Source organism: Ruegeria sp. F5, from assembly GCF_056533845.1.
This window is the reverse complement of record NZ_JBQFOU010000010.1, coordinates 1-24168: the sequence shown is the minus strand read 5'-3', so window position 1 is coordinate 24168 and position 24168 is coordinate 1. Positions and strand designations below refer to the sequence as shown.

Here is a 24168-nt window from a genome sequence, read left to right as displayed (position 1 = left end):
GACCCATGACCGACTTTCACCCCGTGCGCCGCGCGTTGCTTTCCGTTTCCGACAAGACCGGGCTGACCGAGCTGGGCAAGGCGCTGGCTGAACGCGGGGTCGAACTGCTGTCGACCGGCGGCACGGCGAAGGCGCTGCGCGAGGCGGGGCTTGAGGTGAAGGATGTGAGCGAGGTCACCGGCTTCCCCGAGATGATGGATGGCCGGGTCAAAACCCTGCACCCGATGGTGCATGGCGGGTTGCTGGCCCTGCGCGACAATGACACCCATGTCGCCGCGATGACCGAACACGGCATCGGCGCGATCGACCTGCTGGTGGTGAACCTCTACCCGTTCGAGGCGACCGTGGCCAAGGGTGCGGATTACGATGAATGTGTCGAGAATATCGACATCGGCGGCCCGGCAATGATCCGCGCGGCGGCCAAGAACCATGCCTTTGTCAACGTGGTTGTGGACGTCGAAGATTACGACAAACTGCTGGGCGATATGGATCAGCACAACGGCGCGACCTGCCCGAAATTCCGCCGCAAGCTGGCGCAAAAGGCCTATGCCCGCACTGCCGCTTATGACACCGCCGTCTCCAACTGGCTGGCCGGTGCGCTGGCGCTTGAGGCCCCCAAACGCCGCGCCTTTGCCGGTGAGCTGAAACAGACCCTGCGCTATGGTGAGAACAGCCATCAGCAGGCGGCGTTCTATACCGACGGCACGAACCGCCCCGGCGTGGCGACCGCTGTGCAGCATCAGGGCAAGGAACTGAGCTACAACAACATCAACGACACCGATGCTGCGTTCGAACTGGTGGCTGAATTCGATCCGGCGCAAGGTGCGGCCTGTGCCATCATCAAACACGCCAACCCCTGCGGCGTCGCCACAGGCGCGACGCTGCTGGAGGCTTACAAGGCCGCGTTCGACTGCGACCGCACTTCGGCCTTCGGCGGCATCGTGGCGCTGAACCAGCCGCTGGATGCGGAAACCGCGCAGGAGATCACCGGGATTTTCACCGAGGTCGTGATCGCTCCGGGCGCGTCGGATGAGGCCAAGGCGATCTTTGCCGCCAAAAAGAACCTGCGCCTGCTGACCACCGAGGGCCTGCCGGACGTGACCGCCGGTGGCAAGACCGTGCGTCAGGTGGCCGGCGGCCTGCTGGTGCAGGACAAGGATAACGGTTTTGTCGGCATGGATGACCTGAAGGTCGTCACCAAGAAGGCCCCGTCTGACGAGCAGATGCGCGACCTGCTGTTTGCGTGGAAAGTGGCGAAACACGTCAAGTCGAACGCCATCGTCTATGTCAAGGACGGCGCGACCGTGGGCGTCGGTGCGGGGCAGATGAGCCGCGTGGACTCGGCCCTGATCGCGGCGAAGAAAGCCGAACGCATGGCCGATGTGCTGGGCTTGGCCGAACCGCTGACCATTGGCTCGGCCGTGGCCTCGGACGCGTTCTTCCCCTTCCCCGACGGTCTGATGGAGGCGGCGCAGGCCGGTGCGACCTGTGTGATTCAGCCCGGCGGCTCAATGCGTGACGACGAAGTGATTGCCGCAGCCGACGAGGCCGGACTGGCGATGGTCTTCACCGGCATGCGTCATTTCCGCCACTGATGCGCACGCGCCTTCTGCTTTGGGCGGCGCTGGCCGCGTTTGCGATCGACCAGATCAGCAAATATCTGGTCGTGCACGTCATGCGCGTGGCCGAAGGCGAGATTGACGTGCTGCCGCCGCTGCTGGTGTTCAAATACGGCGAGAATCGCGGCATCAATTTCGGCCTGTTCCAGGGCGACAGCGACTCGGCGCGCTGGGTGCTGATCGGGATTTCATTGGTCATTTCGGTGGGCGTACTGATCTGGCTGCTGCGCGCGGCCCCCACGAAACTCATGCTGATCTGCGGCGGGCTGCTGATCGGCGGGGCGCTGGGCAATGTGGTGGACCGTGTGCTGTACGGGTTTGTGCTGGATTTCCTCAACATGTCCTGTTGCGGCATCCACAACCCGTTTGTGTTCAACCTGGCGGATGTGTTCATCTTTGCCGGTGCGGTGGGGCTGGTGCTGTTCGATGCGAAAAAGCCCTCGTGACGCGCCGGATGATATGCGATAAAAGCGCTTCAAACTGGCTGGAGACGACGATGCGGATGCCGCGTGCCATATTTGTTCTGACAGTTGCTGCCGCCGTTACGGGATGCAGCAACCCCGGCCTGCGCGATTTCGACCCTCCGGGTGCCGGACCGGATGAGTTCGCGGTGCTGCCGGTCAAACCGTTGACGCAGCCGCAGGATTACGCGTTCCTGCCCGCCCCGACGCCGGGCGGCAGCAATCTGACCGACCCGAATCCCAACGCCGATGCCGTGGTCGCACTGGGCGGGAGCGAGGCGGCGCTGAACCCCAATACCGCGATTCCATCGTCTGACGCGGCGCTGGTCACCGCCTCAAGCCGTTATGGCGTGCCCGCAAACACGCGCGAGGTGGTGCAGGCCGATGACGATGCCTTCCGCAAGCGCCGTGGCCGCTGGACCGGCCTGCGCCTGTTCCCGGTCGACCGGTACGAACAGGTCTATGAACGTCAGTCCATCGACCCCTACGCAGAAACCGAGACTGCCCGCCGTGCCGGTGTGGAAACACCGTCCTCGCCGCCGGATGAATAATTCTTAACTTTCCGTCATCTCTCTTGATCCCGGCTGGCACCACCGTAGTTTGAAGGTCTGAAACGAAACGGAGGATGCCCCATGGTTCGGGCTCTGGCATTGTCTGCCGCCCTGATCGCCGCCACCCCGGTATTGGCCGAGGATGGCAAGGAAGCGGTCACAACCTTTACGCTGGATAACGGCATGGATGTCGTGGTGATCGAGGATCACCGCGCCCCCGTCGTGCAGCACATGGTCTGGTATCGCGCCGGATCGGCGGACGAACCCGTCGGATCATCCGGCGTGGCGCATTTTCTCGAGCATCTGCTGTTCAAGGGCACCGACACGCTGGCCCCGGGCGAGTTCTCGGCAACGGTCGCGGCCAATGGCGGCAATGACAACGCCTTTACCTCGTATGACTACACCGCCTATTTCCAGCGCGTTGCCGCCGACCGGCTGGAACTGATGATGCAGATGGAAGCGGACCGGATGCGCAACCTGCGCCTGACCGAGGACGATATTGCCACCGAACGCGACGTGATCCTCGAAGAACGCAACCAGCGCACCGAAAACAGCCCCCGCGCCCTGTTCGGCGAGCAGATGAACGCGGCGCAGTATCTGAACCATCGTTACGGCGTGCCGATCATCGGCTGGAAGCACGAGATGGAGACGCTGGACATGGAGGACGCGCTGTCCTTCTACGAAATCCACTATTCCCCCAACAACGCCATTCTGGTGGTGACCGGCGATGTCGACCCGGATGCGGTCCGCACGCTGGCCGATCAGTATTACGGCGTGATCCCGGCCAATCCCGACCTGCCCGAACGCGTCCGTTCGCAAGAGCCGCCGCAGACCGCCGAGCGCCGCCTGACCTACAAGGACCCGCGCGTGGCGCAGCCCTATGTGCAACGCAGCTATCTGGCCCCGGAACGCGATGCAGGCGCGCAGGAAAAGGCCGCCGCGCTGTTCCTGCTGGCCGAGCTTCTGGGCGGGGGCACGACCTCGTATCTGAACGAAAAGCTGCAGTTCGAGGCGCAGACAGCCGTCTATGCCGGCGCGTTCTACCGGGGTGTTTCGCTGGACGACACCACCTTTGACCTGATCGTGGTGCCCGCCGAAGGCGTTTCCCTGCAAGAGGCGGAGGATGCGATGGACAAGGCCGTGGCCGATTTCATCGTGGACGGGGTGAACGAAGAAGACCTCGACCGGATCAAGATGCAGTTGCGCGCGTCTCAGACCTATGCCCGCGACAATGTGGACGGGATCGGCAACCGCTATGGCCGCGCCCTGACCAGCGGGCTGACGGTCGAGGATGTGCAGGCCTGGCCCGACATCCTGCAGGCCGTGACCGGGGATGAGATCATCGCCGCCGCCCGCGAGGTGCTGCAACCCGAAGCATCCGTGACCGGCTGGCTGATGCGCGACGATGAGGTGACGCAATGACCCGGATTTTCGCAACTATTATTGCTTTCGTCGTCGCCATCCCCGCATGGGCCGAGATCGAGATTCAGCCGGTCACCTCGCCCGGCGGCATCACCGCCTGGCTGGTCGAGGATCACTCGATCCCCTTCACTGCGCTGGAACTGCGCTTTCGCGGCGGCACCTCGCTGGACGATCCGGACAAGCGCGGCGCGGTCAACCTGATGAGCGGCCTGATCGAAGAAGGCGCGGGCGACATGGATGCCCGCACCTATGCGCGCGAGCTTGAGTCGCTGGCGGCCTCGTTCAGCTATCGCGCGACGGACGATACCGTGTCGATCTCGGCCCGTTTTTTGACCGAAAACCGCGACGAGGTGATCGATCTGCTGCGCACCACGATCCACGAACCACGCTTTGATCAGGATGCGGTCGACCGGGTCAGGGCACAGGTTCTGTCCGGCCTGCGCTCCGATCAGACCGATCCCAACGACATTGCCGGGCAAAGTTTCGCGGCGATGGCCTATGGCGATCACCCCTATGGGTCCGAAGGCAAGGGCACGATCGAGAGCGTCTCGGCCCTGACACGTGACGATGTGGTCGAAGCCTATGACAGCGTGTTTGCCCGCGACCGTCTCTATGTCGGGGCCGTTGGCGACATCACGCCGGAAGAACTGGGTGCTTTGCTGGACACGCTGCTGGCCGATCTGCCCGAGGTGGGTAAGCCGATCCCGGACCGAGCCGATGTGACCATCCCCGGCGGTGTCAGCATTGTCGAATTCGACACGCCGCAATCCGTGGCGCTGTTCGGGCAGGCCGGGATCGACCGCCACGATCCGGATTTCTTTGCCGCCTTCGTCCTGAACCACATCCTTGGCGGTGGTGGCTTCGAAAGCCGCCTGATGCAGGAGGTGCGGGAAAAACGCGGCCTGACCTACGGGATCGGGACCTACCTTGTGCCCAAGGATCTGGCCTCGGTCTATCTGGGCTCAGTCTCCTCGGCCAATGATCGCATCGCCGATACGGTTGCGGTGATCCGCGATGAATGGGCCCGTGCCGCATCCGAGGGCGTGACGCAGAAGGAACTGGACGATGCCAAGACCTATCTGACGGGGGCCTACCCGCTTCGGTTCGACGGCAACGGCCAGATCGCCGGGATCATGGTCGGAATGCAGATGGAGAACCTGCCCATCGACTACATCGCCACCCGCAACGATCAGGTCAACGCCGTGACGCTGGACGAGGTCAACCGCGTCGCCAGCGAATTGCTGGACCCGGACGGGTTGCATTTCACCGTTGTCGGCAAGCCGGTCGGGCTGGAAGCCACCAACTGAACGATCAGGGGCTGAGCGCGTTGCTCAGCCCTTTTTCATGCCACGCAGCATCTGGCCCATCATCTGCCCGAACTTGCCCGACCCGCGCTGATACAGCGCGCCGTCCACCGACAGCACCGTGCCGCTGATATAGCTCGCCAGATCTGAGCAAAGGAACAGGCAGGCATTGGCTACATCCTGTGGCGTGCCCCAGCGCCCCAGGGGCACATCGCGGCGCAATTCCTCATGGGCGTTTTCGGTCGGGGCCAGCCGCCGCGCGCCCTCGGTCCCTTCGATGAACCCGGGCACGACCGAGTTCATGCGGATCCCCTCGACCCCCCATTCCATCGACAGCGTCCGGGTGATCTGATCCACGCCCGCCTTGGCGGCGCAGACATGGGCCTGCCCTTCGTAGGGCAAAAACGCCTGCGGGGCCGAGATGTTGATGATGCTGGCACCGGGCCGATTCAGAAAGGGATAGGCCCCTTTCAGCACATGCACCGTGCCCATCAGATCGATATCCACCACGGTCTTGAACGCGTTGACCGACATCTCGGATGTCAGCGCCGGAAAGTTGCCCGCCGCGCCGGACACAAGCACGTCGAAATCGCCGAAAGCGTCGTGGAATTGTTCGAGGCCAGCGGCCACCGCGTCCGGATCGCGTACGTCGAAAGCCGCCCCCATGGCCTCGGCCGCGCCGGCGGCTTTCAGCGCCGCGACGGTGTCATCCACCTTGTCCTGCGACCGGCTGGCAACGGCCAGCTTCGCGCCCGAGGCCGCAAACGCCTCGGCAATGCCCCGGTTGATACCGCTGGTGCCGCCGATGACGATGACGGTTTGTCCTGAAAAATCCATTTGGGCCTCCGTTGGCTGGGAACCCTATTCGCTAGGCCCCGGTATGTAATTGCTTCGGTCTCAGCCTGCAGCAAGCGGCACGGATGGTCTATGATTCAGTCCAAAGTGACCGATTTTCGCTTCAGCGTCCCGGTCGTTCTCCGGTCGCCGGACGGGCACTGAGATCGGCAGCAGGGACCGCGTGTGTGCTCTGGGTGAGAGGCTTTTTGCCCAAATGGGCAAAACAAGCGCTTTCTTGCGAATAATTCGCATTAGCGTTGACTTAATTGCGAATGGTTCTCATATTCAACTGGAAACGGAAAGCAAAATGGGGCTGTCCATGATTCGTCGCAGTTTTCTTGCAGCGCTGGCATTTGCCGCAGCTTTGCCTGTTGCCGCATGGGCCGAGGCACCGCTGAAAGTGGTCGCAACCACCGGCATGATCGCGGATGCGGCGCGGCAGGTGGGCGGTGATCAGGTTGAGGTAAAGGGCCTGATGGGCCCCGGCGTCGACCCGCATGCCTATCGTCAGACCCGCAGCGATATCGTGGCGATGACCCGGGCGGACCTGATCCTGTGGCATGGCCTGTACCTTGAGGCGCAGATGGAAGGTTTCTTCCATGATCTGGACCGCAAACGGACGGTTGTTGCGGTGGCCGAAGGCATCGACACCACCAAGCTGCGCGCCCATGACGATTACGCAGACAAATACGACCCGCATGTGTGGATGACGCCGGAGCTTTGGCGCGAGGTGGTGCTGGAAGTACAGGCGGCGCTGACAGAAACCCGCCCCGGAGCAGCCGCGACCTTTGCCGCCAACGCACAGGCGCATCTGGCCGATATCGACCGGCTGACGGGCTATGCGGATAAGGTTCTGGCCTCGGTCCCCGACAACAACAAGGTGCTGGTCACGGCGCATGACGCGTTCGGCTATTTCGGCGACAGTTTCGGGTTTGAGGTTCTGGGCATTCAGGGCATCTCGACCCAGTCCGAGGCCGGTCTGAACCGGATCGGAGAACTGGTCGACCTGCTGGTTGATCGCCAGATCACCGCTGTCTTCGTGGAAAGCTCGGTCTCGGACCGGTCGATCCGGGCGCTGATCGAAGGCGCGGCGGCCAAAGGGCACGAGGTCAAGGTCGGCGGTGAGCTGTTCTCGGACGCCATGGGCGAGCCGGGCACGTACGAGGGCACCTATATCGGTATGCTGGATCACAACATCACCGTCATTGCCGGTGCGCTGGACGGGGATGTGCCCGGTCGCGGCATGGACGGCAAACTGTCGGCGGGGTTCTGAGCGATGCTGAATCTGGTCTCGGACAAGGGCGTTTCGGTGCAGGATCAAGGGCTGGACACCAGCCCGCTATGCGTGCGCGGTCTGACCGTGTCGTACGGGCAGAAACCAGCGGTGTTCTCGGTGGATATGACCGTGCAGCCCGGTGCGATGACCGCGATCATCGGGCCGAACGGGGCGGGGAAATCGACCCTGCTCAAGGCCGCATTGGGGATCGTGTCGCCGCTGTCCGGTCAGGTGACGGTCTATGGCAAACCGCTTGAAGCGCAGCGCGCGCGCATCGCCTATGTGCCGCAACGCGCCAGCGTGGATTGGGATTTTCCGACCCGCGTGATCGATGTGGTCCTGATGGGCCTGTCCCGTCAGCTGGGCCTGCTGGGGCGCATTCGCGCACGGCACATGGCCCGCGCGATGGATTGCCTGAACCGCGTCGGCATGCGCGATTTCGCGGATCGCCAGATCGGGCAGTTGTCCGGTGGTCAGCAGCAACGGGTGTTTCTGGCCCGCGCGCTGGCGCAGGACGCTGACCTGTATCTGCTGGACGAACCCTTTGCTGGCGTCGATGCGGCCACCGAAAAAGCCATCATCGCGGTGCTGAAATCACTGAAGCAGGCGGGCAAGACCGTTATTGTGGTGCATCACGATCTGGCCACCGTCACCGACTATTTCGATCATGTGTTCCTGATCAACACCCGCAAAGTGGCCGAAGGACCCGTGGCGCAGGCCTTCACCGCCGAAACCCTGCAGGCGGCCTATGGCGGTCGGCTGGCCACCGCACAGATCGACCAGATTTCGCAGGCCTTGGGCTAAATCATGCTTTGGGACGCGCTGAGCCTGCAGCTTGGCTATAACGCCACGCTGGTCGCCATTGGTGCGACCCTGCTGGGCGTCTCTGCCGGGGTGACCGGCACCTTCCTGTTTCTGCGCAAACGCGCGCTGGTCAGCGATGCGATCAGCCACGCGACCCTGCCGGGTGTCTGTCTGGCCTTCATGCTGCTAGTGGCGCTGGGCGGCGACGGGCGCAACCTGCTGGGCCTGCTTGCGGGGTCTGCGGTCTCGGCCTGGGTCGGGCTGCTGTGCATGAACTGGCTGACCCGGCGCACCCGTCTGGCCGAGGATGCGGCGATCGGGGCGATCCTGTCGGTCTTTTTCGGCTTCGGCGTCGTGTTGCTGACCGTGATCCAGACCATGGGCGTGGGCCGTCAGGCCGGGCTCGAGGGGTTCCTGCTGGGCTCGACCGCCGGAATGCTGTTTGCCGATGCGCTGATCATCGCCATTGGCGGCGGGGCAACTTTGCTTCTGGTGCTGCTGATCCGCCGTCCGATGACCATGGTGGCTTTTGATCCCGAATACGCGGCGGCGCGCGGGTTGCCGGTGCATCGGATCGATCTGGCGATGATGGGGCTGGTGATGGCGGTGACGGTGGTGGGGCTGAAAATCGTCGGCCTGATCCTGATCGTTGCCTTGCTGATCATCCCTCCGGTCACCGCCCGGTTCTGGTCTGAACGATCCGAGCGGGTGGTTCTGCTGTCCGGCCTCGCAGGCGGGCTGGCTGGCTATATCGGCGCGGCGATTTCAGCCTCGGCCCCGAACCTGCCGACCGGGCCGATCATCGTTCTGGTCAGCTTTGGCTTCTTTGTCCTGTCGCTGCTGTTTGCGCCGGTGCGCGGCGTGCTTGCCGCCGTGCTGCGCCACCTGCGGTTCCAGCGCCGGGTGCATATCCGGCAGGGCCTGCTGGCGCTGGCGCAGGGGCAGAAGATCTACGAACCGCTCACCCTGCGCCTGCTGCGCCGCGCCGATCTGGTGCGCGCCGATGGGGTGGCGACCGAGGTCGGCAAGGCCCGTGCCGCCAAGGCCCTGCGCGACGAGAAACGCTGGGAAATCATCCGCGCCGATCAGGCGCATGAGGCGACGGCGGCGCTTTATGACGGGTTGCGCGATATCGAAACCGTGCTGACGCGCGACCAGATCGCCGAGATCGACCGCCAGATCGGCGGCCCGCAGGGAGTGCCGACATGAGCGGTGAGGAATTCGTCCCCCTGTCCCTGACGCCCCTGCTGATCGGCACATTCGCGGCCATCGCCTGCGCCCTGCCGGGCAATTTTCTGGTGCTGCGCAAACAGGCCCTGATCGGCGATGCGATCAGCCATGTGGTGCTGCCGGGAATCGTGGTGGCCTTTCTGCTGACCGGAGCCATCTCGACCTGGCCGATGATGTTGGGCGCAGCAGGCGCGGCGGTGGTCGCCGTGGTGCTGATCGAGGCGATCCGGCGACTGGGACAGATCGAACCCGGTGCGGCGATGGGCGTCGTGTTTACCACCATGTTTGCGGCGGGCGTGCTGCTGTTGGAGCAGACCGATACCTCGGCCGTGCATCTGGACGTCGAACACGCGCTTTACGGCAATCTGGAAAGCCTGATCTGGCTGGATGCGACCGGCTGGCCCTCGCTGCTGGACCTGCAGGCGCTGGCGGGGCTGCCGCCGGAACTGCCGCGTATCGCGCTGACACTGGCTGGGGTGATCCTGTTCATCTGGCTGTTCTGGCGGCCGCTGAAAATCTCGACCTTTGACGAGGGTTTCGCCCAAACCATCGGCATCCGCACCGGCGCGCTGGGTCTGGCGCTGGTGATCACGGCGGCCATCGCCGCCGTGGCCGCGTTCGATGCGGTGGGGTCGATCATCGTGATCGCCATGTTCATCTGCCCGCCCGCCGCGGCGCGGATGATGACCAACCGGCTGGAGGCCCAGATTGCATGGAGTGTCGTCTTTGCCATCGTCTCAGCCGTGTCGGGCTATGTGCTGGCCGGCTATGGCCCGTTATGGCTGGGCGGGGCGGATGCGGTCAGCGCGGCCGGGATGATCGCCACGATGTCCGGCCTGATCCTTGCGCTGGCGGCGATGTTTGGCCCTTGCAGGGCACGGGTGGGCGCGCGCACGTCTGCGTGAAGCGGCGTTTTCCTGCCAACCGGTTTCGCAGGCCATCGGCCAAACTCTGCCCAGATTGCACAGCCGGATTTCTTAACAAGATTTAAGCTAAATCCCGTGTTAAACAGACAGTCGTTAACAGCTGAAATACCACCACTCACTTCGGCTTGTCCGGACAGTCGTGATCATGCGGGAACTGATAGAAGCGACCCGCCGCGACTGTTCGGACGCCCCCTCAGCCTGAAATCTCACCGCTCAAACCTGTGGCAGAATCGTGCGCGCATGTGCTAGGTCTAGCGGTATGGCGCAGACGAACCCCTATATCCACGAAAATCGCCCGGTCATTCGGCAACTCGACGATGCCGCGATCAACCGCATCGCCGCTGGTGAGGTGGTCGAGCGTCCGGCCTCGGCGGTCAAGGAACTGGTGGAGAATGCGATAGACGCGGGGGCCACGCGCATTGCCATCGATATCGCTGATGGCGGCAAGACCCTTATTCGCGTGACCGATGATGGCTGCGGCATTGCCGCCGAGGATCTGCCGCTGGCCCTGTCGCGCCATGCCACGTCCAAGATCGACGGCTCTGATCTGCTGAACATCCACACCTTCGGTTTCCGGGGCGAGGCGCTGCCCTCGCTGGGTGCGGTGGGGCGGCTGACCATCACCAGCCGGGTGCCCGAGGGTGAGGCGGCGCAGGTCCGCGTGGCAGGCGGGCAGATGGAGGCGGTGAAACCGGCCGCCTTGCGCGCCGGTACGGTGGTTGAACTGCGCGATCTGTTCTACGCCACGCCCGCGCGGCTGAAATTCATGCGCACCGACCGGGCCGAGGCGCAGGCAATCACCGACACCGTGAAACGTCTGGCGATGGCGGAACCGGCGATCACCTTCACCCTGCGCGACGTGTCCGGCGGGGGCGAAGGCCGCGTGACCTTCCGCGCCGACCGCGAGAATGGCGATCTGTTCGACGCGCTGCACGCCCGTCTGGCCCGCGTGATCGGGCGCGAATTTGCGGAAAACGCCCTGCAGATCGACGCCACGCGCGAGGGGATACGGCTTTATGGTTACGCCGCGCTGCCGACCTATTCGCGCGGTGCGGCGGTGGCGCAGTACCTGTTCGTCAATGGCCGTCCGGTGCGCGACAAGATGCTGACCGGGGCGCTGCGGGCGGCCTATTTCGATTTCCTCAGCCGCGACCGCCATCCGGCGGCGGCGCTGTTCATCGATTGCGATCCGACGCTGGTGGATGTGAACGTGCATCCTGCGAAATCCGAGGTCCGGTTCCGCGATCCCGGCGTGGCGCGCGGGCTGATCGTCTCGGCCCTGCGGCATGCGCTGGCCGAGGCGGGGCATCGGGCGTCCTCGACCGTTTCTAATGCGACCCTGGGGGCGATGCGGCCCGAGCCCGCGCGGCCGGCCCCGGCGCGGGTGTATCAGATGGAACGCCCGTCCCCTGCGGCGCGTCAGGCGGCTTTTCGCGCGCAGGCCCCGGGGTTTGCGGAACTGGCTCAGGATTACAGCGGCAGCGTCGTCGAACCGGCACCGGTCGCGCCGGTGGAGGTCCCCGAAGCGCAGGACGTGCCTCTGGGCGCCGCGCGCGGACAGGTGCATGAGAATTACATCATCGCCCAGACCGCCGATGGCATGGTGATCGTCGATCAGCACGCCGCGCATGAGCGGTTGGTCTACGAGAAGCTGAAACGCCAGATGGCCGAGAACGGTGTCGCGGCGCAGGCGTTGCTGATCCCCGAGATTGTGGAACTGTCCGAGGGCGATTGCGCCCGCCTGATGGCGGTGGCCGACGACCTGTCGCGCCTTGGGCTGACGCTGGAGCCGTTCGGCGGTGGCGCCATCGCCGTGCGCGAAACACCCGCCATTCTGGGTGAGGTCGATGCCCGCGCGATGATCCTCGATATCCTCGACGAACTGGCCGATCAGGGCGAAAGCCAGACCGTGCAGGCGCGGATCGAAGCGATTTTGTCCCGCGTCGCCTGCCACGGTTCGGTCCGGTCGGGCCGCCGGATGCGGGCCGAGGAAATGAACGCCCTACTGCGCGAGATGGAGGCGACGCTCCATTCCGGCCAGTGCAACCACGGGCGGCCGACTTACGTGGAACTGAAGCTCAGCGATATCGAGCGGCTGTTCGGGCGCAGTTGATTTGATACTGCGCGCGGGTTAAGAAGGCTGAAACAAAACGAGAACAAACTGAGTCGTGATGATTGAGATAGCAGGCACCCCTTACGCATTGAACGACCCCGTGATTCTTGTCGCGGGCGGGGTGGTCGCCCTGATTCTGCTGCTGTTGTTCCTGTCGCTGCGCGCCGCGCAGCGCTCGGCCCGGATGGCGGAACCGCTGGCGCGGCAGATGGCGCATCTGGGCCAGCATGTGCAGCAGTTGGGGCAGGGGCAGGAGCAGTTGCGCGGCGGGTTGCAGCATGTCTCGGACACGCAGGCCAATGCGCAGGTGCAGGTGATCCAGACCGTGGAATCGCGCCTGTCTTCGGTGCAGCAGCAGATGAATGACCGGCTGGCGGACAACGCGATGAAATCGGCGCGGGCGCTGGCCGAAATGCAGGAGCGGATGAAGGAAACCCTGCACGGGTCATCGAAACAGACCGCGACCTCGCTGACGCAGTTGCAGGAACGTCTGGCGGCGATCGACAAGGCGCAGGACAATATCACCAAACTGTCGGGGGATGTGCTGAGTTTGCAGGATATTCTGTCGAACAAGCAGCGGCGGGGCATGTTTGGGGAGATTCAGCTGAACGACATCGTCTCAAAGGCGCTGCCCGCCGACAGCTATTCGCTGCAGGCGACCCTGTCGAACGGCAAGCGGGCCGATTGCCTGATCCACCTGCCGAATCCGCCGGGGCCCATCGTGATCGACGCCAAATTCCCGCTGGAGGATTTTGAAGCGCTGGCGGCGGCGCAGACCCGTGAAGAGGTTGAAAGATGCCTGCGCGCCTTTGGGGCTGCGGTGAAGGTGCATATCAAGGCCATTTCCGAGAAATACATCCTTGACGGCGAAACCGCCGATGGCGCGCTGATGTTTGTCCCCTCCGAAGCGATCTATGCAGAACTGCACGCGCGTTTGCCGGATGTGGTGCGCGACGGATTCGCGGCGCGGGTCTGGATCGTGTCGCCGACCACCTGCATGGCAACGCTGAACACGATGCGGGCTATCCTGAAAGATGCGCGGATGCGCGAACAGGCGGGCGCGATCCGCAAGGAACTGGGCATGCTGCACAAGGATGTGGAACGTCTGGGCGACCGGGTGGCAAATCTGGACCGGCATTTCGGGCAGGCGGCCAAGGATATTTCCGAGATCAAGATCAGCGCCGATAAGGCGGGACGCCGGGCGCAGCGGCTGGACAATTTCGATTTCGAGGAACTGGCCCCCGACGACCACGACAACGTGGTGCCGCTGGGCAAATCCGAGGGGTAGGGCGCTTTGCGTTTGATTTGACTCGAAAAATGCTGCCTCTTCGTTTGGTTGGACGCGCATTTCGATAGAACCACCTCAGGTAAAACGCTTTAGGGCTACTGGATCGACAGGTCCAGAGTGTAGCCGACCGTCTTGCCGGTGTCGCGGTCATTGCCCATCAGGTAGACGCGGATTGTATACTCTCCGTCCTCGGGCAGATCGATGCGGGCGGTGTTGCCGTTGATCGAGCCGATATAGATCGCCTCGCCATCGCTGCCGGGTGGCAGGATGTTGAAGTAGATTACCCCGTTGCCGTTGGTGTCGCTGACCTGAAGCTCGGCGAACATCTCCTGCCCGGCACTGGCCCCGAGCCTGTAGTCGAAATATTCGTTTCCGGTGATTGTCCCGCTGACCATCGTCCCGAAATTGCCGGGCTCGAACGTCACCTCCGCGACCATCTGTGCCGACGCGACGGGCGCAAATCCGGACAGTGCCACTGAAAATGCCAATGCTCTGATCATCGCAACGCCTTGCCGTTCCAAACTGCGCATCAGCATATCACGGAACGTCCCGCGCCGTCAGATTCGCAGGAACGGCTGGAACAGGCGCGGCATCAGCTTACTGAATTTCAGCGGCGCGTCGGTAACGGCCAGACAGATGCAATCCCCGGACATATCTGCCGTGGGCGTGTGATGCAGATCTTCATCAGCAATCTCGACATCGCCGCGGGCGAAGTGATCGACCTCATCCGAGAACGCGCCCTGCAGCACCATCGTCAGTTCCGTGCCGTTATGGCTGTGATCGGGCACGGCGACACCGGCGGGGATGAGCAGCAGGCGAGCCGTTGCCTCTTTCGAGGTCGGCAGGATCGCCTGTTTCACGCCCATGCCGATGGGTTTCCAGCGGATATCGTCGACCGTTCCGCCTACGTAATCCTGCAGCGGGACCGGCAAGACGGCGCAGCCCGGACGTGCGGGCCTGGGGGTCGGTGCGCCCTGGGCGATCAAGGCCATCGTGGCGGCCAGCGACGCGTCACTCATATCGACGGTATCGGCCTGTTCCTCCAGAACATGGCCGCCCACGGCGTCAAAGCTTTCCGCCCGCGCGCGGCAATGGTCGCACAGGGACAGATGCGTGGCGACCATCAGGTCAAACGCTTCGGGCAGATTGCCCGCGGCATAGGCCATCAGCAGGTCGCCCGTCAGGTGATGTTTGATCGTCTCGCTCATTTCCATCATCTCAGTTCATCGCATGGCGCAAGCGGTCCAGCGCCAGCCGTATTCGTGATTTGATCGTTCCCAGCGGCAACCCGGTCTGAGACGCAATTTCCCGGTGACTCAGATCCCCGAAATACGCCTTCTCGATCAGTTCTCTCTGCGCTTCGGGCAGGGCCAGAATGGCGCTGCGCAACTGCGCGGTTTCCTGTTGCAGCGCGATCACGTCGTCCTGGTCGGGCTCCGCCTCGGGTCCCCAGCCCAGTTCTTCGGGTTCGGGGCGGCGTTGCTTGCGCAGAACGTCGATGCGCTTGTTCCGAGCGATAGTAAACACCCAGGTGGCCACCGTTGCCCGTGCCGGATCGAACAGATGGGCCTTGTGCCATAAGGTCGCCATCACCTCTTGCGCGCATTCCTCGGCCATCGTGGCGTCTGATCCCGATTTGATCAGAAACGCCTTGATACGCGGCGCGAAGTGCTGGAACAGCTCGGCAAAGGCCGCCTGATCCTGCGCGTCCCGGATGCGCCTGACATGGTCCACCCACTCGGTTCTGGTGCCGCAACTTTGCTTCGTTCCGTTCACCGGCTTTCCCTTGATGCGTTTCTTTGCGCGCCAAGGCTGAGGGGCGGCCGCTTCAGCCGCAGGTTCGTCCAAGGTCACGGAGTCGATCTCGGTAAACATAACCACTTTACGCGGGCCGACCCAAGCCGGATCACTTTGTCGGGACAAATAAATCCAATCCGGGCTATTTTTCGTATCAGTGTATAGAGTGGTTTGCGGAAAAGAGCGCCGTTTGAACAGTTTACGGCGCAGCGGGAAGTTCGGCGGAATGAAGCATATCGACCATGTTGCGGGTCACACCTATCACGGGCGCAAGGGCGCGATCGAGAATGCGTTTCGCTATTCCGTCGACTACATCCTGTTTGACCCCGAGTCCGATCCGGCAACGCCTGCGCTGTTTTCCCTCGACCGGGCGAATGTCACCAACTGGCGCACCCGCGATCATGGCGGCGCGCCGGGTCAGGGCCACGGCGCTGCATGGCTGCGCGCGCGGTTTGACGAAATGGGGGTCGCCCAGCCCGCCCGGATCCTGCTGCTGACCCAGCCGCGCGTGCTGGGATATGTGTTCAACCCGGTCAGTTTCTGGTTCTGTTTCGACGGAAACAATCAGCTTTACACCGTGGTAGCCGAGGTCACCAACACCTATGGCACGCGCCACAGCTATCTGTGCCACAACCCCGGCTTTGCGGCCATCGGGCCGTCGGACCGGGTGGTGGCCGACAAGCTGATGCATGTGTCGCCGTTTCAGAAGATCGAAGGGGACTATACTTTCCGCTTCGATTTCCGCCCCGACCGGGTTGGTGTCTGGATCGATTATGGCCGCGACAAGGGCGGCCTGATCGCCACCCTGACCGGGCCGCGCCGGCCCCTGACCAACCGCGTGATCCTGTGGTCGCTGTTGCGCCGTCCTTTTGGCGCTCGCCGGACCTTTGCCCTGATCGTCTGGCAGGCGCTGAAACTCTGGGCCAAAAAGGCCACCTTCCGCCCGTTCCGCAAGGCGCCGGTGCCGGACCGCCCGATGTCACGGGTGCGCACATCGCCTGCGCCGGTTTGCGTAAGATCAAAGACTCCGCCCTCCGAGGATGGTTGTGATACCCTCAGAACCGCGAACACGAGGAGCTGAAACATGTTGGAAATCTCGGCAAGAAAAGTCGCCCAGGTCGCCATGATGGGCCGCGAACTGAACCGCGCCGAGGGCGAGCTGCGGGCCTTCATCGACCGTATGGGCGAGGATGAGCAGGCCGAGCTGGTCGCCATCATGTGGATCGGGCGCGAGAGCTTCTTCGCGGAAGACCTGGCCGAGGCCATCGCCACCGCCAGGTCCGAGGCTTCGACCCCCTGCGCCGATTACCTGATCGGTACGCCGCATCTGTCGGACCATCTGGAAAACGGTCTGGATGCGCTGGGAATTTCGGCAGAGGATGTCGAAAACGATCTGATGTAACGGCCTAAGCCTGCAGGGCCTGTGCAGCGCCCTGACCCTGCCCGGGCTGCAGGATCGGCCCGCTCTCTCCGGATTTGGAACCTGAACAAACCTTAATGAACCGCTTTGGTGTCGTTAAGGCGGGGTTCCTTAATTGAATGTCAGAACGACAGCGCAACCAAGTTTCGGAGGAGAAAGACATGGCCTATACACACACAGCAGAAGCCCGGACCGGCCTGTTTGACGGTCTGTTCGCCAGATACGCCGACACCAGGGTCGAACATTTTCGCCGTCGGATTTATGCCAAAACCGTGCGGGATCTGGAACAGCTCAGCGACCAGCAACTGGTGGATATCGGTGTGGCGCGGGACGAGATCAAACAGCGCGCCTATGACAGCGTCTATCACAACAAGCCGTATCAGCAGTGATCGGACGCCCGGTGCGCCCTGACCCCAACACCCAACGTGAGGTTCCTGACATGTTTGACGTGATCCCACCCGCCAACGCGCCCGCCCCGACCGCCAGCGCCCTGCTGCTGTTCGACCGCGCCATGCGCATCCGCGCCATCAGCTCGGACATCGTCCGCGCCGCGCAGTATCTCAACGGCCTGAGCGACAACCAACTGGCCGAACTGGGCATCAACCGCAACGATATCGAGGATACGATCCAGCGATATTCCTGAATGGAAGTTTCAGATCTGTCCCTTACCAAAAAGGCCATTCCAATAAATTGGGGTGGCCTTTTGGCATCACCGGTACTTTGGAATGGTGGATGACGTGGTTGACATGGACAACCTTTGATAAATCACCCTAGGGTTAGGTCGACTATACTTTTGGTTGATTTAATGAATTCCGATACCCCGCCAAACCCGCCGAAGCGCCGATCAAAACTTGCCCGCATTCTAACCGCACTCATCCTTTTGATAGTCTGTGGCGTGGTTTTTGTCGGCCATGAACATCGAAAGCTGATCGAAACCTGCAACTTCCGCGCAGCCGACCCGCAGGACAAGCTTGCGGCCTGCGATACTTTGCTGAAATGGACAGCGCACAAGCCATCAACCCGGTCCTTAATCTACCGGCACAAAATGCGTGTCTATATGACGCTGGATCAGACCGATGAAGCATTGCATCAGGCCGATCTGGCCATAAACGCCGACCCGGAGAGTTCTGTCCCGTGGCAATGGAAAGCCACAATTCTGGCTCGGGCCGAAAAGTATCCGGCGGCTCTGGAAGCGATTGACACCGCGTTGGAGTTGCAGCCGGGTTATGATTTCTCGCTTGAAACCAAGGCCAAGCTGTTTCAGCGCATGAGGCGGTGGGAAGACCTTGAAAATTTGGTGGCTGACGCGATCGATGACCATGACGTTGGTGCCTGGGCCTGGAGCTATTCGGGCTATCTAAAGCTAAGAAACCAGAGCTACAGGGATGCGGCTGCCGCCTTTGCAACGGCGCTGCGGTTGAGACCTGATGATACATACAGTCGGCGCAAGTTTTTCGAGGCCTGTCGCGCAGCCGGTGCAGACTGCCCGGAACTATTTCCTGAGCATTCCCATGATTTGTCCAAAGAAACCTGTGATCAGGTGATCAATAAGTTTTCGACGGCTCTCTCCGAGAAACTGGACGGGGAAGTCAATCTTGTCTCCGTTTCAAATGGTGTCTTGCAGGGCTATGCGGCTGGGCTGAGAATTCTTGAAGAAGGTAAACTTGTCCGTGAGATTGAGAAATTCTTAGAATTTGATCGTTTGGTCGCCTGTATGCTGCAGGATTCTTCCGAGAGTGGTACAAACTGGTTTGACAAAATCCTCCTGGAGAATCTGGATCGTGCTTATCCGATCTATATTCGCGACAACGCAACCCGGTGGGGGATTGAAGCGGTTCAGGATTAGCCCTCTTTATTGGCTAGATTGTTGAAAAAAGGGCTAATGAAGCTTCAAATCTGATGATCCACCACCTGCAAATGCTGCGCCAGTTTGTTGATCTCGCCCATCCACTCCCGCACCAGTTTCGGATCGCTGGGGGCTGCGTGGACGCCTGCCGGGATGGCGCGGTTCAGGACGGCCTCGACGGCCAGTGACACCGGCACCGACACCAGCCGCGCCATCGCCGTGCCGCGTTCGTCGCCCCAGGCGTCCATTACATAGGTTTTGTGCCAGACTTCGACGCCTTCTTTCTCGGCGTTCAGGCCCACGCACAGAACCACGCGGTCGGGCTCGCCTTCGTCATAGGCGTTCTCGGCCCAGAACTGATCCGACATCTCTTTCAGGCGGGCGTCGCCTTGCGCGCCCGAGAGGGTTTCGATCGCGGTGAACACGTCCGACCATGCATCCGCCCAGCCGTTCAGGCGCAGGGTGCCGCGGACGAACTCTTTGACGGTCCAGTGATCCTCGAACTGGTACTCGGCCATAAAGGGCAGCGAGTCGCGGTTGGGATAGACCTCAAAGCTTTCTGGTGCGGGCAGCGGGGCGATATAGCTGCTGATCGCGTCCCACGGGCGGGCAACGTCCAGCGGGGCATAGTCGCGGATCGACCGGGACGGAGAGCGCAACGCCTTCAAGACGCCCAGTGGTGACCAGCTGAACTTGTAGCGGAACGGGTTCGGGATTTTCGGGATGCCACCGCAATACGAGATGAAGCTCAGATGGTTTTGCGGATCGAACGCGCCCGAGGCGCGGTAATCCGCGACCAGCGCATGCGCCATCAGGTGGTCGATGCCGGGGTCCAGCCCGACCTCGTTGACCAGCGCCACACCGGCCTCGCGCGCGGCCTCGTTCAGCGCGCGCATCTCGGGCGCGATGTACGAGGATGAGACGAAATTGGCCTGTTTCGAGATCGCCAGTTCCGCCAGCGGCACGTGCCAGTCGCCCGGCAGCATGGACACGATCACGTCGCCCTTTTCCAGCACCGCGCCCAAGGCGTCGATGTCAAAGGCGCGGATATCATCGGTCAGGTCGCCGACCTCGGCTTTGGCTTTTTCGACGGTCCGGTTCCAGACGGTGACGCTATGGCCGCTTTCGATCAGGCGGCGCAGGCCGGGAATGGCCGACAGGCCGGTGCCACACCAGTGAATCGTCATCGCTCAGATCCCTTCGATATGTGTTCTGTAGATTGCTTCTGCCCGACCCCAGACGCCGCTGTCCAGATCGGTCAGGGTCAGCAGCGAGGGCAGAAGTTGCGCTGCGTAATCCTGCGAGCTTTCGACCGGCAGCATCGAGGGCAGGTTGTCGATGGCCATCACGTCCATCACCGGGTCGGTGGCCACACGCAGGGCGGGGGCGTCCCATGTGGTGGCGCGGTCATAGACCGGCACCGGGTTGTAATCGCTGTCCGGGTCGCAGGCCACATCGCCGATGGCGGTCAGCTTGCGCGGGGCGGTCAGGGCTTCGCGTGGAACAAAGACCGGGGTGCCGGGGCGTGCAAAGATGCAGTTCAGGAACAGGTCGTGGGTCAGGATTTCCGGGAACGGGCCGCCGCTGGCGGTCTCGGCCATGTCCCATTTGGTGACGGTGACGCCCATCGCCTCGCACAGGTCTGCGGCCCCTGTGCCCACGCGGCCCAGGGCGCCGATGACGATGGCGTTGGCGCGCGCCGCACCGGTGGCGTCCAGTTCGGCAACCAGTTCGGTGTTCAGAGCGTCTTTGCTGGAATAGACCCCAACCGGCGGGCATTCCTGTCCGCGTTGCTGCGCGGCCCATGTTTTCAGAGTGACCGCAGCCCCCGCATATCCGGCCCAATAGCCAAAGGCGGCGACCCGGCGGTCATTTTCGTCCACCAGATATTCCAGATCATAGAGCGTACCGCCCCCGGTCTTGAACCGCTGCAACAAAGCACGGCCGGAATGCTGGCCTTTATAGGCATGGCCGAACATGATGTGGCGATGGGGCAGGGGCGTGCCATCCTCGGGCAGTTCCTTGAGGCCGAAGATGATCGCGTCCAGCGGGGCCTCGGGCCAGGTGTTTTCAGGCGCGATCTCGCAGCCCGCGTCCCGGTAGCCGTCCATCGGAATGGCGCGGACCGAGCTTTCCTCGACCGTCACGCGGAGGCCTGCGGCGATCAGGGCCGCAGCCCCTTCGGGGGTCAGCCCGACCCGTTCCTCGTTCGGGCGCTGTTCGGCCCGGACCCAGAGATGTGTCATGCGTGATCCTTTTGTCAGAGCATCCCGGCGGTGTGCACCGCCTGAACCGAAACCCGCGCCTCCATCGCGTCGCGGAAGGTTACGATCTTGGGAAAGGCCGAGACATCGACGCCATCGCCTTCCAGCCAACTGCAGACAACATACAGGTAAGCGTCGGCCAGCGAGAATGCCTCACCCAGAACAAACGGCCCGCGCAGCCCGTTCGAGCAGATATAGGCGCAGGAGGCGGTCATCGTCTCGGCAACCTTTCCGGCCATGTCCTGCCAGCTGGCTTCATTGTTGGCCCAGCGGTACCCGCGCAACCCGTGGGCGTGGTTCACATGCATGGTCGAGGCGAGGTAATACATCACCTCACGCATCCGCGCCGCCATCACCGGGTCGTCGGGCACCAGCCCGGCCTGCGGCGCAATCGCTGCGATGTAATCCAGCAGCGCGCCGGTTTCGGTCAGGATGCCGCCGTCCACGGCCAGCGCCGGAACCCGGCCCTTTGGGTTGATCTGCTTATAGGCGAGCTTGGTCTGCTCACCCCCGGCGAAATCCAGCTTGATCGCTTCATAGTCCAGCCCGGCCTCTTCCAGCGCAATCGCAACGGCAACCGAGATCGTGCGGGGGGCGTAATAAAGCTGCATCGGGGCCTCCTTACAGGTGGGTCTGCGCGTATTGCCGGTCGGGTGCTTCCAGATGGGGCACCGCGTTGAACAGAACCGGGCTCAGCTGCGGGCCAATCGGGTGCAGACGATGCATCGACGTGTTCATGATGGCAAGCGCCACCCGCGCCATCGACGGGATATCCAGCCCCATCGCCTGCCGCACCACCATCGAGATCAGGCCACCGGAGGTGACGATGATTGCAGGCCCACCCTCGGTGCCGATGTCGCGCAGGGCGTCGGACACGCGGGTTTCGAATTCGGCGAAGGTTTCGGGTGTGTTTTCGATCTCGCCCCGCGACCAGGCGGCAAAGGTCTTGGGCAGATGTTCCACAAAGCCCTCGCGGTCGGTGGGCACAACCTCGCCATGCTGGTCCTCGAACAGTTTGGCGATGTTGAAATACTCGATTTCGTTCAGCCTTGCGTCCTGTATCGGCTCGGGCAGGCCCATGCTGGCGGCGGTCTCGATATGCCGTTGCAGGGTGCCGCAGTATACACGGGGATGATGCGTGCGGGTATCGCGCAGATGCGCACCCAGCCAGCGCGCCTGCTGATGCCCCAGCGCGCTGAGCTTGTCGTAATTCTTTTCGTCCCGCGCGGCGGTGTTGGCCTGTCCGTGACGGACCAGTGTGATGTATGACATGGCGTTCCTCTTGGGGCGAAGTCTTAGGGCAGGTTGCGGGCCGGGGCCAGAGGGGTTTGTCCGGTCGCGTCAATATTCACCGCAGGGCGCTTGCGCGGCCGCGCGCCGGGCGTATTGTTCCCGTATCGGGGAACGAGCGGGGGCGCGATGGCGGTTGATGAGAAACGGTTTCTGGCCGATCTGCACAAGCTGCGCACCTTCGGGGCATCGGGCGTGGGCAAGGGCGTGGTGCGCCCGGCCTATTCCGAAGCCGATATCGCCGCCCGCCGCTGGCTGGCCGGACGGATGGAGGAGGCCGGTTTGCGGCCCCGTTTCGACCCGGTCGGCAACCTGTTCGGTCTGGCACAAGGGCCATCCCTGCTGATGGGCTCGCATTCCGACAGCCAGCCCGAGGGCGGCTGGCTGGATGGCGCGTTGGGCGTGATCGCAGCGCTCGAGGTCGCGCGCGCCAGCGGCCGGCCCATATCGGTTGTCAGCTTTCAGGACGAAGAAGGCCGGTTCGGGGTCACCACGGGCTCGGCGATCTGGTCGGGCGGGTTGCCCCTGTCCAAAGCCGATGCGCTGACCGATCATTCGGGCATAACGCTGGCGGCGGCCCGCGCCTCGATGCAGGGCCTGACGCAGGATTTCGTCGATCCCGCTCAGTTCACCGGTTTTATCGAGATGCATATCGAACAGGGCCCGGCACTGGATGCCGAAGGCGATGTAATCGGCGTTGTGACCGATATCGTCGGCATCCGCGATATGGTGATCTGTTTCGAAGGGCAACAGAACCACGCCGGAACCACACCGATGCATTTGCGCCGCGATGCGTTTCAGGCGCTTTCCCTGTTCAACGCTCAGATCAATACGCGGTTCCGGAACGTCGTTACCCCGCAAACCGTCTGGACCGTCGGGCATGTGGAGTTGCATCCCAACGCCTCGTCCATCGTGCCGGGCCGCGCCCGGTTCTCGATGCAGTGGCGGGATGCTGAGGCCGACCGTCTGCTGCGGATGGAACAGATCATCCGCGACACGGCGCAAGAGGTCGCGGACCGCATGGGCATGATGCTGAGCTTTGGCCAGATGCTGGGGCTGGAGCCTGTCCGCACGGACCCGACCCTGCGCGGCGCGCTGGAAGCGGGCGCGCAGGCCGTGGCGCCGGACCGGTGGCGCATGATGCCCTCGGGCGCGCTGCATGATGCCACCAATGTATCGCGCCTGATGCCGGTGGCGATGCTATTCGTGCCCTCGATCAACGGAATCAGCCACGATTTCGCCGAGGATACGGCCGAGGAGGACCTGATCACCGGTCTCCATGCGCTGGAACATGCCGTTTCGTCGCTGGGCAACCCCGTGTGATAAGGCAGGTCGAAAATACAGATTTTCCAACAGGTTGCCTTGGCATAAGCGAAGCCCGTACGGTGGGTCTCGCGGGGTTCGGCGCGATCAATCAGCTTTGAAACGAAGTTTGTTGCCTAACGGAAAAAAGTTTCCTATAGGAACATTTCAGGTGCATACACCCGTATGCAAACCTGCTGTGGCGGATGCGAATTGCCGAAATTCAGGGCTGAATCGTTGCATTCTATGCGGCTTGGGGCAGACTGACGGGTACGCGTTCCGACCATTAGATACGAAAAAGAAGGTATCCGACATGACAGACGCACCGAAACGCACGCCTCTCTACGCTTTGCATGTTGAGTTGGGTGGCAAGCTGGTTGATTTTGCGGGTTGGGAGATGCCTGTTCAGTATCCTTTG

The 24168-nt window shown here is 62.8% G+C and carries 25 protein-coding genes; 17 read left to right on the top strand and 8 right to left on the bottom strand.

Annotated elements, in window-relative coordinates; translation table 11 throughout:
• Positions 1-5 precede the first annotated feature (5 nt).
• The 5 genes from purH (at position 6) to ACR0K1_RS15655 (ending at position 5360) form a co-directional block, all read left to right on the top strand.
• Positions 6-1595, top strand: a complete 1590-nt coding sequence (purH, locus tag ACR0K1_RS15675; RefSeq protein WP_480612147.1) for a bifunctional phosphoribosylaminoimidazolecarboxamide formyltransferase/IMP cyclohydrolase — start codon at positions 6-8, stop codon at positions 1593-1595.
• A complete protein-coding gene (gene lspA, locus ACR0K1_RS15670; protein WP_480612148.1) occupies positions 1595-2065 on the top strand; it encodes a signal peptidase II in 471 nt (156 codons plus the stop codon). Before purH ends, lspA begins: the two co-directional genes overlap by 1 nt.
• A gap of 50 nt (positions 2066-2115) precedes the next feature.
• The gene (locus ACR0K1_RS15665; protein WP_480612149.1) at positions 2116-2631 is read left to right on the top strand and encodes a DUF3035 domain-containing protein; all 516 of its coding nucleotides are present in this window, start codon (positions 2116-2118) and stop codon (positions 2629-2631) included.
• A gap of 81 nt (positions 2632-2712) precedes the next feature.
• Positions 2713-4053: a M16 family metallopeptidase gene (locus ACR0K1_RS15660; protein WP_480612150.1), complete on the top strand. Its 1341-nt coding sequence runs from the start codon at positions 2713-2715 to the stop codon at positions 4051-4053.
• Positions 4050-5360: a M16 family metallopeptidase gene (locus ACR0K1_RS15655; RefSeq protein ID WP_480612151.1), complete on the top strand. Its 1311-nt coding sequence runs from the start codon at positions 4050-4052 to the stop codon at positions 5358-5360. The genes ACR0K1_RS15660 and ACR0K1_RS15655 overlap by 4 nt, the downstream gene beginning before the upstream one ends.
• Positions 5361-5384: 24 nt before the next feature.
• Here ACR0K1_RS15655 and ACR0K1_RS15650 read toward each other — a convergent pair whose 3' ends face one another.
• On the bottom strand, positions 5385-6194 hold the full coding sequence (locus ACR0K1_RS15650) for an SDR family oxidoreductase (RefSeq protein WP_480612152.1): 810 nt from the start codon (positions 6192-6194) through the stop codon (positions 5385-5387).
• A gap of 319 nt (positions 6195-6513) precedes the next feature.
• On the opposite strand from ACR0K1_RS15650, the gene ACR0K1_RS15645 reads away from it, so the two are divergent.
• The 6 genes from ACR0K1_RS15645 (at position 6514) to ACR0K1_RS15620 (ending at position 13831) form a co-directional block, all read left to right on the top strand.
• Entirely contained in the window at positions 6514-7467 is a 954-nt protein-coding gene (locus ACR0K1_RS15645) for a metal ABC transporter solute-binding protein, Zn/Mn family (protein ID WP_480851243.1), read from the top strand.
• Between the two features lie 3 nt (positions 7468-7470).
• The gene (locus ACR0K1_RS15640; RefSeq protein WP_480612154.1) at positions 7471-8274 is read left to right on the top strand and encodes a metal ABC transporter ATP-binding protein; all 804 of its coding nucleotides are present in this window, start codon (positions 7471-7473) and stop codon (positions 8272-8274) included.
• A gap of 3 nt (positions 8275-8277) precedes the next feature.
• Entirely contained in the window at positions 8278-9483 is a 1206-nt protein-coding gene (locus ACR0K1_RS15635; RefSeq protein ID WP_480851242.1) for a metal ABC transporter permease, read from the top strand.
• Positions 9480-10409 carry a metal ABC transporter permease gene (locus ACR0K1_RS15630; RefSeq protein ID WP_480612156.1) on the top strand — a complete coding sequence of 310 codons (930 nt, stop codon included), beginning with the start codon at positions 9480-9482 and terminating at the stop codon, positions 10407-10409. Before ACR0K1_RS15635 ends, ACR0K1_RS15630 begins: the two co-directional genes overlap by 4 nt.
• Before the next feature lie 280 nt (positions 10410-10689).
• Complete coding sequence (gene mutL / locus ACR0K1_RS15625) at positions 10690-12543, top strand: DNA mismatch repair endonuclease MutL (RefSeq protein ID WP_480851241.1); 1854 nt, start codon at positions 10690-10692, stop codon at positions 12541-12543.
• 58 nt (positions 12544-12601) lie between these two features.
• Positions 12602-13831, top strand: coding sequence for a DNA recombination protein RmuC (locus ACR0K1_RS15620; protein ID WP_480612158.1), 1230 nt, complete (start codon positions 12602-12604; stop codon positions 13829-13831).
• Positions 13832-13926: 95 nt separating this feature from the next.
• Here ACR0K1_RS15620 and ACR0K1_RS15615 read toward each other — a convergent pair whose 3' ends face one another.
• Genes ACR0K1_RS15615 through ACR0K1_RS15605 form a run of 3 tightly spaced genes read right to left on the bottom strand, consistent with a single transcriptional unit; the run spans position 13927 to position 15565 of the window.
• A complete protein-coding gene (locus ACR0K1_RS15615) occupies positions 13927-14367 on the bottom strand; it encodes a hypothetical protein (protein ID WP_480851240.1) in 441 nt (146 codons plus the stop codon).
• 21 nt (positions 14368-14388) lie between these two features.
• Entirely contained in the window at positions 14389-15039 is a 651-nt protein-coding gene (locus ACR0K1_RS15610; protein WP_480851239.1) for a ChrR family anti-sigma-E factor, read from the bottom strand.
• Between the two features lie 10 nt (positions 15040-15049).
• The gene (locus tag ACR0K1_RS15605; protein WP_480612408.1) at positions 15050-15565 is read right to left on the bottom strand and encodes a sigma-70 family RNA polymerase sigma factor; all 516 of its coding nucleotides are present in this window, start codon (positions 15563-15565) and stop codon (positions 15050-15052) included.
• A 289-nt stretch (positions 15566-15854) separates the two neighbouring features.
• Between ACR0K1_RS15605 and ACR0K1_RS15600 the strand changes: the two genes are divergently transcribed.
• From ACR0K1_RS15600 to ACR0K1_RS15580, 5 genes are all read left to right on the top strand, one after another.
• Positions 15855-16709, top strand: coding sequence for a DUF1365 domain-containing protein (locus ACR0K1_RS15600; RefSeq protein ID WP_480612161.1), 855 nt, complete (start codon positions 15855-15857; stop codon positions 16707-16709).
• Positions 16710-16712: 3 nt separating this feature from the next.
• Positions 16713-17030 carry a DUF3775 domain-containing protein gene (locus ACR0K1_RS15595; protein ID WP_480612162.1) on the top strand — a complete coding sequence of 106 codons (318 nt, stop codon included), beginning with the start codon at positions 16713-16715 and terminating at the stop codon, positions 17028-17030.
• 179 nt (positions 17031-17209) lie between these two features.
• Positions 17210-17437: a DUF1127 domain-containing protein gene (locus ACR0K1_RS15590; RefSeq protein WP_480612163.1), complete on the top strand. Its 228-nt coding sequence runs from the start codon at positions 17210-17212 to the stop codon at positions 17435-17437.
• A 50-nt stretch (positions 17438-17487) separates the two neighbouring features.
• Positions 17488-17691 (top strand): hypothetical protein, encoded by a 204-nt coding sequence (locus ACR0K1_RS15585; protein WP_480612164.1) that lies wholly within the window; start codon positions 17488-17490, stop codon positions 17689-17691.
• 150 nt (positions 17692-17841) lie between these two features.
• Positions 17842-18894 carry a tetratricopeptide repeat protein gene (locus tag ACR0K1_RS15580; protein ID WP_480851238.1) on the top strand — a complete coding sequence of 351 codons (1053 nt, stop codon included), beginning with the start codon at positions 17842-17844 and terminating at the stop codon, positions 18892-18894.
• A 44-nt stretch (positions 18895-18938) separates the two neighbouring features.
• Here ACR0K1_RS15580 and ACR0K1_RS15575 read toward each other — a convergent pair whose 3' ends face one another.
• From ACR0K1_RS15575 to ACR0K1_RS15560, 4 genes are read right to left on the bottom strand one after another with little or no spacing between them, the layout of a single operon-like run.
• Positions 18939-20081: a saccharopine dehydrogenase family protein gene (locus ACR0K1_RS15575; protein WP_480851237.1), complete on the bottom strand. Its 1143-nt coding sequence runs from the start codon at positions 20079-20081 to the stop codon at positions 18939-18941.
• Between the two features lie 3 nt (positions 20082-20084).
• Positions 20085-21140, bottom strand: a complete 1056-nt coding sequence (locus ACR0K1_RS15570; protein ID WP_480612167.1) for a saccharopine dehydrogenase — start codon at positions 21138-21140, stop codon at positions 20085-20087.
• A 14-nt stretch (positions 21141-21154) separates the two neighbouring features.
• The gene (locus ACR0K1_RS15565; protein ID WP_480851236.1) at positions 21155-21769 is read right to left on the bottom strand and encodes a glutathione S-transferase family protein; all 615 of its coding nucleotides are present in this window, start codon (positions 21767-21769) and stop codon (positions 21155-21157) included.
• A gap of 10 nt (positions 21770-21779) precedes the next feature.
• Positions 21780-22430, bottom strand: coding sequence for a histidine phosphatase family protein (locus ACR0K1_RS15560; protein ID WP_480612169.1), 651 nt, complete (start codon positions 22428-22430; stop codon positions 21780-21782).
• Between the two features lie 147 nt (positions 22431-22577).
• On the opposite strand from ACR0K1_RS15560, the gene ACR0K1_RS15555 reads away from it, so the two are divergent.
• The gene (locus ACR0K1_RS15555) at positions 22578-23771 is read left to right on the top strand and encodes a Zn-dependent hydrolase (RefSeq protein ID WP_480851235.1); all 1194 of its coding nucleotides are present in this window, start codon (positions 22578-22580) and stop codon (positions 23769-23771) included.
• The last annotated feature ends 397 nt before the right edge of the window (positions 23772-24168 follow it).

What these genes read in the sequence shown, in the direction of transcription:
- ACR0K1_RS15615 (WP_480851240.1), bottom strand. Translation starts at nt 14,367, where the DNA reads ATGCTGATGCGCAGTTTGGAACGGCAAGGCGTTGCGATGATCAGAGCA.
- ACR0K1_RS15600 (WP_480612161.1), top strand. Translation starts at nt 15,855, where the DNA reads ATGAAGCATATCGACCATGTTGCGGGTCACACCTATCACGGGCGCAAG.
- ACR0K1_RS15585 (WP_480612164.1), top strand. Translation starts at nt 17,488, where the DNA reads ATGTTTGACGTGATCCCACCCGCCAACGCGCCCGCCCCGACCGCCAGC.
- ACR0K1_RS15620 (WP_480612158.1), top strand. Translation starts at nt 12,602, where the DNA reads ATGATTGAGATAGCAGGCACCCCTTACGCATTGAACGACCCCGTGATT.
- ACR0K1_RS15565 (WP_480851236.1), bottom strand. Translation starts at nt 21,769, where the DNA reads ATGCAGCTTTATTACGCCCCCCGCACGATCTCGGTTGCCGTTGCGATT.
- ACR0K1_RS15575 (WP_480851237.1), bottom strand. Translation starts at nt 20,081, where the DNA reads ATGACGATTCACTGGTGTGGCACCGGCCTGTCGGCCATTCCCGGCCTG.
- ACR0K1_RS15665 (WP_480612149.1), top strand. Translation starts at nt 2,116, where the DNA reads ATGCGGATGCCGCGTGCCATATTTGTTCTGACAGTTGCTGCCGCCGTT.
- ACR0K1_RS15555 (WP_480851235.1), top strand. Translation starts at nt 22,578, where the DNA reads ATGGCGGTTGATGAGAAACGGTTTCTGGCCGATCTGCACAAGCTGCGC.
- ACR0K1_RS15640 (WP_480612154.1), top strand. Translation starts at nt 7,471, where the DNA reads ATGCTGAATCTGGTCTCGGACAAGGGCGTTTCGGTGCAGGATCAAGGG.
- ACR0K1_RS15645 (WP_480851243.1), top strand. Translation starts at nt 6,514, where the DNA reads ATGATTCGTCGCAGTTTTCTTGCAGCGCTGGCATTTGCCGCAGCTTTG.
- ACR0K1_RS15560 (WP_480612169.1), bottom strand. Translation starts at nt 22,430, where the DNA reads ATGTCATACATCACACTGGTCCGTCACGGACAGGCCAACACCGCCGCG.
- ACR0K1_RS15570 (WP_480612167.1), bottom strand. Translation starts at nt 21,140, where the DNA reads ATGACACATCTCTGGGTCCGGGCCGAACAGCGCCCGAACGAGGAACGG.
- lspA (WP_480612148.1), top strand. Translation starts at nt 1,595, where the DNA reads ATGCGCACGCGCCTTCTGCTTTGGGCGGCGCTGGCCGCGTTTGCGATC.
- ACR0K1_RS15650 (WP_480612152.1), bottom strand. Translation starts at nt 6,194, where the DNA reads ATGGATTTTTCAGGACAAACCGTCATCGTCATCGGCGGCACCAGCGGT.
- ACR0K1_RS15660 (WP_480612150.1), top strand. Translation starts at nt 2,713, where the DNA reads ATGGTTCGGGCTCTGGCATTGTCTGCCGCCCTGATCGCCGCCACCCCG.
- ACR0K1_RS15595 (WP_480612162.1), top strand. Translation starts at nt 16,713, where the DNA reads ATGTTGGAAATCTCGGCAAGAAAAGTCGCCCAGGTCGCCATGATGGGC.
- ACR0K1_RS15630 (WP_480612156.1), top strand. Translation starts at nt 9,480, where the DNA reads ATGAGCGGTGAGGAATTCGTCCCCCTGTCCCTGACGCCCCTGCTGATC.
- mutL (WP_480851241.1), top strand. Translation starts at nt 10,690, where the DNA reads ATGGCGCAGACGAACCCCTATATCCACGAAAATCGCCCGGTCATTCGG.
- ACR0K1_RS15590 (WP_480612163.1), top strand. Translation starts at nt 17,210, where the DNA reads ATGGCCTATACACACACAGCAGAAGCCCGGACCGGCCTGTTTGACGGT.
- ACR0K1_RS15655 (WP_480612151.1), top strand. Translation starts at nt 4,050, where the DNA reads ATGACCCGGATTTTCGCAACTATTATTGCTTTCGTCGTCGCCATCCCC.
- ACR0K1_RS15635 (WP_480851242.1), top strand. Translation starts at nt 8,278, where the DNA reads ATGCTTTGGGACGCGCTGAGCCTGCAGCTTGGCTATAACGCCACGCTG.
- ACR0K1_RS15610 (WP_480851239.1), bottom strand. Translation starts at nt 15,039, where the DNA reads ATGAGCGAGACGATCAAACATCACCTGACGGGCGACCTGCTGATGGCC.
- purH (WP_480612147.1), top strand. Translation starts at nt 6, where the DNA reads ATGACCGACTTTCACCCCGTGCGCCGCGCGTTGCTTTCCGTTTCCGAC.